Below are 5,395 nucleotides of genomic sequence, written 5' to 3'. Positions count from 1 at the left end.
AGTGCTCGGGGCGGCAGGCGACGACGAGCCGGACGCCGTGCTCGCGCAGCCAGCGCGCGGTGCCGGCCGTCCAGTCGGCGAGCCGGTGGGCCAGCAGCGGCGGCATCTCCTCGGGGCCGTCGAGGACCACCAGGAGCGGGTGCCCGGCCTCGGCGGCCAGCCGGGCGACGCGCTCCGGAGTGGCGGTGCTCATGTCGCCCCGGGCGCCCGCGGCGGAGACGATCCGGGCGGAGCGGATGAGCGTACGGCTCGCGGCGTCCGCCACGGAGGTGTCGTCGGCCAGCAGGTCCGCACCGCGCAGCCAGAGGGTGGGGGCGGGCGCGCGGCCGTCGGCGCGGCGGGCGGCTAGGGCGGCCAGCTCGGTGGTGCGGCCGGTGCCGGGGGCCCCGACGAGGCCGAGGACCTGGCCCGTACCGGCGGCGAAGGCGGTGAGCTCGGCGTGGACGTCGGCGCGCTCGACCGGCGCGGTGCGGGCTCCCGGGCCGTCCGCCGAGCCGACGGAGGTGGCGGTGAGCTGGAGGGCCCCGGCGAGGTTGAGGTCGGGGCCGTAGGCGGGGGCGGCGGTGGCGTTGCGGCGCAGCAGGGCGTCGAGTGCGTCGTCCGCGCCCCGGACGATCGGCAGGGCGAGGCCGGCCGCCTCGTGCGGGGCGGTGAGGGCGGTGCAGAGGATGCCGAGGACCGCGCCGGTGGCCGGGTCGGTGACGGGCCCGCCGATGGCCGCGCCCCCGGAGCGCAGGGCGTCGCGCCCGTCGGTGCCGAGGGCCAGTTCCAGGGCGGCGGGGACCGGGTGGGCGGTGCCGTCCGGCGCGGTGCAGGTGGCGGGGGTGGTGCCGAGCACCCGGGCCTCGCGCCGTCCGTGGGCGGCGATATCCACATAGCCGCCGGGTTCGGCGCGGTCGCGTCCGGCGATGGGCAGGGGTTCCGCGTCGAGGGCGTCGGGACCGCCGGTGCGCAGGAGGGCGAGGCCCAGGGCGGGCAGCGCGGTGATGTCGTCGGGGCCGACGGAGCAGGTGCGGCCGTCGGTGCCGTGGAGGAGGAGCGGGCCCGGGGCGGTGACGGCCTGATGGGCGGTGACGACCGTGCCGCGGTCGTCCGCGACGAAACCCGTCCCTCGCGGCCGGCCGGCCTGATCGCAGATTCTTACCAGCTTCGACCGGTCCCCACTGCCCATGGTCCGACGTTAGGCCGCCGGTGATCTCGCGGGGCGCACGGACGGGGAAAGCGCCCCCCACGCCCCCGGTATTCACTCCGAGCGCCCGTCCGTTGGGGTGAATAAGCGTGTCCCCCGGGGAGCAGGAATGGTGCCGGGGAGGGGAACGTGGAGCGGGCACCGGGTGGGGGGTGGGTGCCCGCTCCACGCATGACCTGCCACGCGGCCCAGGGTGCGGGGCGCACGACCCGGGGTGCGGAGGTGCGGGGTGCGGATCAGGCGAAGACGGCGAGGCTCTTGGCCTTGCCCTTCTCCTCCTCGACGAGCACGAGGAACGCGCCGTCGGGCCCGAAGACCGCGACCGGCCCCTGCGGGTGGGCGGGCATGTCCAGCCGTACGCCGTTGAGGAGCAGCTTGGCGCGCTTCTCGTCCACGTCCCAGCGGGGGAAGGCGGAGGCGGCCGCCTCGGCGACCGGCATCACGGTCAGCGCCTCCTGGTGCTGGTCGAGCGTCCGGGCCGCGTCCAGTCCGTACGGGCCGACCCGGGTGCGGCGCAGCGCGGTCAGGTGGCCGCCGACGCCGAGCCCGGCGCCGAGGTCGCGGGCCAGCGCCCGGATGTACGTCCCCGAGGAGCAGACCACGGAGACCACCAGGTCCACGACGGGCGTGCCGTCCTCGGCGACGGCCTCGCGGACGTCGTAGACGCGGAAGGAGGAGACGGTCACCGGGCGGGCCGGGATCTCGAACTCCTCGCCGCCCCGCACCCGCGCGTAGGACCGCTTGCCGTCGATCTTGATGGCGCTGACCTTCGACGGGACCTGCATGATCGCGCCGGTCAGCGCGGCCACCCCGGCGTCGATGGACTCGCGGGTGACTCCGGAGGCGTCGGTGGACGAGGTGATCTCGCCCTCTGCGTCGTCGGTGACGGTGTCCTGGCCGAGCCGGATCGTGCCGAGGTACTCCTTCTCGGTCAGGGCGAGGTGGCCGAGCAGCTTGGTGGCCCGCTGGACGCCGAGCACGAGGACTCCGGTCGCCATCGGGTCCAGGGTGCCGGCGTGGCCGACGCGGCGGGTGCGGGCGATGCCGCGCATCTTGGCCACGACGTCGTGCGAAGTGAAGCCGGACGGCTTGTCGACGATGACAAGGCCGTCCGGCGTGGTGGTCTGCTCGGTCATGCGGAGGCCGGGCCCTCGTTCTTCTCGGAGGATCCGTCGGTCCCGGGCTCGTCGTCCTCGTCCTCGGGCTTGCGGTACGGGTCGGCGTCGCCGGCGTAGCTCGCGCCCGTGGACACCTGGCGCACCTCCGCGTCCTTGGCCCGCGCCTTGTCGAGGAGGTCCTCGATGGTGCGGGCGTTGTCCGGGAGGGCGTCCGGGACGAAGGCCAGGCTCGGCGTGAACCGGACCCCGGTCTGCCGTCCGACCTCGGTACGGAGGACGCCCTTGGCGCTCTCCAGCGCGGCGGCGGAGGCCGCGCGCTCCTCGTCGTCGCCGTAGACCGTGTAGAAGACCGTGGCCTCCCGCAGGTCGCCGGTGACCCGGGCGTCCGTGATCGTCACGAAGCCCAGCCGCGGATCCTTGATTCGCCGGTCCAGGGTCTCCGCGACCACGACCTGGATGCGATCGGCCAGCTTGCGGGCCCGCGCGTTGTCGGTCACCGGTCCGTCACTCTTCCTTCTGATTTCGCTCGACTGTCAGTCTTCGTCACTGTGCAGCCGCCGTCTCACCGACAGCAGCTCCACCTCGGGACGCCCCGCGACCAGCCGCTCGCAGCGGTCCAGCACGTCCGTGAGGTGTCCGGTGTCACCGGAGACCACGGCAAGGCCGATCTCGGCCCTGCGGTGGAGATTCTGTCCGCCGGTCTCGGCCGCGCTCACCGCGTACTTGCGCTGGAGCTCGGCCACGATCGGGCGGACGACGGAACGCTTCTCCTTCAACGACCGTACGTCGCCGAGGAGCAGATCGAAGGACAGGGTCCCCACATACATGCGTGTCCGGATGTCCCGCCGGTTCGGGTTCGCGCCCCGCCAGAGCTTGCCGGGGACACCAGAACCGTACCGGAACGGCCGGAGCCGATCGACGGAAATACGCCCCGTCGACCGGCTCCGACCGTGGTGGCCGGGTTCCGGGGGCGAACCCCCGGGACCCGGCCCAATCCTTGCGGATCAGCCTCGCGGCTTCTCGCGCATCTCGTACGTCGCGATGACGTCGTCGATCTTGATGTCGTTGAAGTTTCCGAGGTTGATACCACCCTCGAAGCCTTCGCGGATCTCGGTGACGTCGTCCTTGAAGCGGCGCAGACCGGAGATGTTGAGGCTCTCCGCGATGACCTTGCCATCGCGCAGCAGGCGCGCCTTGGTGTTGCGCTTGACCTCGCCGGAGCGGACCAGCACACCGGCGATGTTGCCCAGCTTGGACGAGCGGAAGATCTCGCGGATCTCCGCCGTGCCGAGCTCGACCTCTTCGTACTCCGGCTTGAGCAGGCCCTTGAGGGCCGCTTCGATCTCTTCGATCGCCTGGTAGATGACCGAGTAGTACCGGACGTCCACGCCTTCGCGCTCGGCCATCTGCTCGGCACGCCCTGCGGCGCGCACGTTGAAGCCGATCACGATGGCGTCGGAACCCGTCGCCAGGTTGATGTCCGACTCGGTGACCGCACCCACACCACGGTGCAGGATCCGGATGTCGACCTCTTCACCGACGTCGAGCTGGAGCAGCGAGGACTCGAGAGCCTCCACCGAACCGGACGCGTCGCCCTTGATGATGAGGTTGAGCTCCTGGACCAGACCGGCCTTGAGCGCCTCGTCCAGGTTCTCCAGGGAGAACCGGACGCCCTTGCGGGCGAAGTTGGCGTTGCGCTCACGGGCGGCACGCTTCTCGGCGATCTGACGGGCCGTACGGTCCTCGTCGACGACCAGGAGGTTGTCGCCGGCGCCCGGGACGTTGGTGAGACCGAGCACCAGGACGGGGGTCGAGGGACCCGCTTCCTGGACGTTCTGACCGCTGTCGTCGAGCATCGCCCGGACACGGCCGTACGCGTCGCCCACGACCACCGTGTCACCGATGCGCAGCGTTCCGCGCTGGACCAGGACGGTCGAGACGGCACCGCGACCGCGGTCGAGGTGGGACTCGATCGCAATACCCTGCGCGTCCTGCTCCGGGTTGGCCCGCAGGTCGAGCGAGGCGTCGGCGGTGAGGACGACGGCCTCCAGAAGAGCCTCGATGTTGAGGCCCTGCTTGGCGGAGATGTCGACGAACATCGTGTCGCCGCCGTACTCCTCGGCCACCAGACCGAACTCGGTGAGCTGACCGCGCACCTTGGTCGGGTCGGCGCCCTCGACGTCGATCTTGTTGACCGCGACCACGATCGGCACCTCGGCCGCCTTGGCGTGGTTCAGCGCCTCGATCGTCTGGGGCATCACACCGTCGTTGGCCGCCACCACGAGGATCGCGATGTCGGTCGACTTCGCACCACGGGCACGCATGGCGGTGAACGCCTCGTGACCCGGGGTGTCGATGAAGGTGATCTTGCGGTCCTCGCCGTTGACCTCGGAGGAGACCTGGTAGGCACCGATGTGCTGCGTGATGCCGCCGGCCTCGCCCGCGACGACGTTCGTCTTGCGGATCGCGTCCAGCAGTCGGGTCTTACCGTGGTCGACGTGACCCATGACGGTCACGACCGGCGGACGCGAGACCAGAGCCTCTTCGCCGCCCTCGTCCTCGCCGAACTCGATGTCGAAGGACTCGAGCAGCTCGCGGTCCTCCTCCTCGGGGCTGACGATCTCCAGGACGTAGTTCATCTCCTCGGCGAGAAGCCGGAGCGTCTCGTCGGAAACGGACTGCGTGGCGGTGACCATCTCGCCGAGGTTCATCATCACGGCGACGAGCGACGCCGGGTTGGCGTTGATCTTCTCCGCGAAGTCGGTGAGCGAGGCGCCGCGCGACAGCCGGACGGCCTGTCCGTTGCCGCGAGGCAGCATGACGCCGCCGACCGACGGGGCCTGCATGGCCTCGTACTCCTGGCGCCTCTGCCGCTTCGACTTACGACCACGACGCGCCGGACCGCCGGGACGGCCGAACGCACCCTGTGTGCCACCGCGGCCACCGGGGCCGCCGGGACGGCCACCGAAGCCGGGACGACCGCCGAAGCCGCCGCCGCCACCGGGACGACCGGCACCGCCGCCGCCACCGGGACCGGCCGGACGACCGGCGAAGCCGCCGCCACCGCCGCCACCGGGACGACCGGCGA

Annotated in this window: 5 protein-coding genes; all 5 read right to left on the bottom strand. The window is 72.1% G+C overall.

What is annotated here, in order from left to right; genetic code table 11:
- A partial coding sequence (locus G3I54_RS01665) for a trypsin-like peptidase domain-containing protein (protein WP_343240246.1) occupies window positions 1-1,171 on the bottom strand: 1,171 nt, incomplete at its 3' end.
- Window positions 1,172-1,425: 254 nt separating this feature from the next.
- Window positions 1,426-2,325 (bottom strand): tRNA pseudouridine(55) synthase TruB, encoded by a 900-nt coding sequence (gene truB, locus G3I54_RS01660; RefSeq protein ID WP_164610323.1) that lies wholly within the window; start codon window positions 2,323-2,325, stop codon window positions 1,426-1,428.
- Complete coding sequence (gene rbfA, locus G3I54_RS01655) at window positions 2,322-2,804, bottom strand: 30S ribosome-binding factor RbfA (protein WP_164610322.1); 483 nt, start codon at window positions 2,802-2,804, stop codon at window positions 2,322-2,324. The genes truB and rbfA overlap by 4 nt, the downstream gene beginning before the upstream one ends.
- A 36-nt stretch (window positions 2,805-2,840) precedes the next feature.
- Window positions 2,841-3,134, bottom strand: coding sequence for a DUF503 domain-containing protein (locus G3I54_RS01650; RefSeq protein ID WP_018960670.1), 294 nt, complete (start codon window positions 3,132-3,134; stop codon window positions 2,841-2,843).
- A 177-nt stretch (window positions 3,135-3,311) separates the two neighbouring features.
- A partial coding sequence (gene infB / locus G3I54_RS01645) for a translation initiation factor IF-2 (RefSeq protein WP_164610320.1) occupies window positions 3,312-5,395 on the bottom strand: 2,084 nt, incomplete at its 5' end.

Origin of the sequence: Streptomyces sp. SID14515 (assembly GCF_010548505.1) — a bacterium.
Classification (GTDB): Bacteria; Actinomycetota; Actinomycetes; order Streptomycetales; family Streptomycetaceae; genus Streptomyces; species Streptomyces caviscabies.
Note: the sequence above shows the minus strand (reverse complement) of the source record. Positions and strands in the feature narration are given on the sequence as shown.

Excerpts from the sequence above, each read along its gene's own strand:
- truB (WP_164610323.1), bottom strand. The coding sequence starts at position 2,325 with ATGACCGAGCAGACCACCACGCCGGACGGCCTTGTCATCGTCGACAAG.
- G3I54_RS01650 (WP_018960670.1), bottom strand. The coding sequence starts at position 3,134 with ATGTATGTGGGGACCCTGTCCTTCGATCTGCTCCTCGGCGACGTACGG.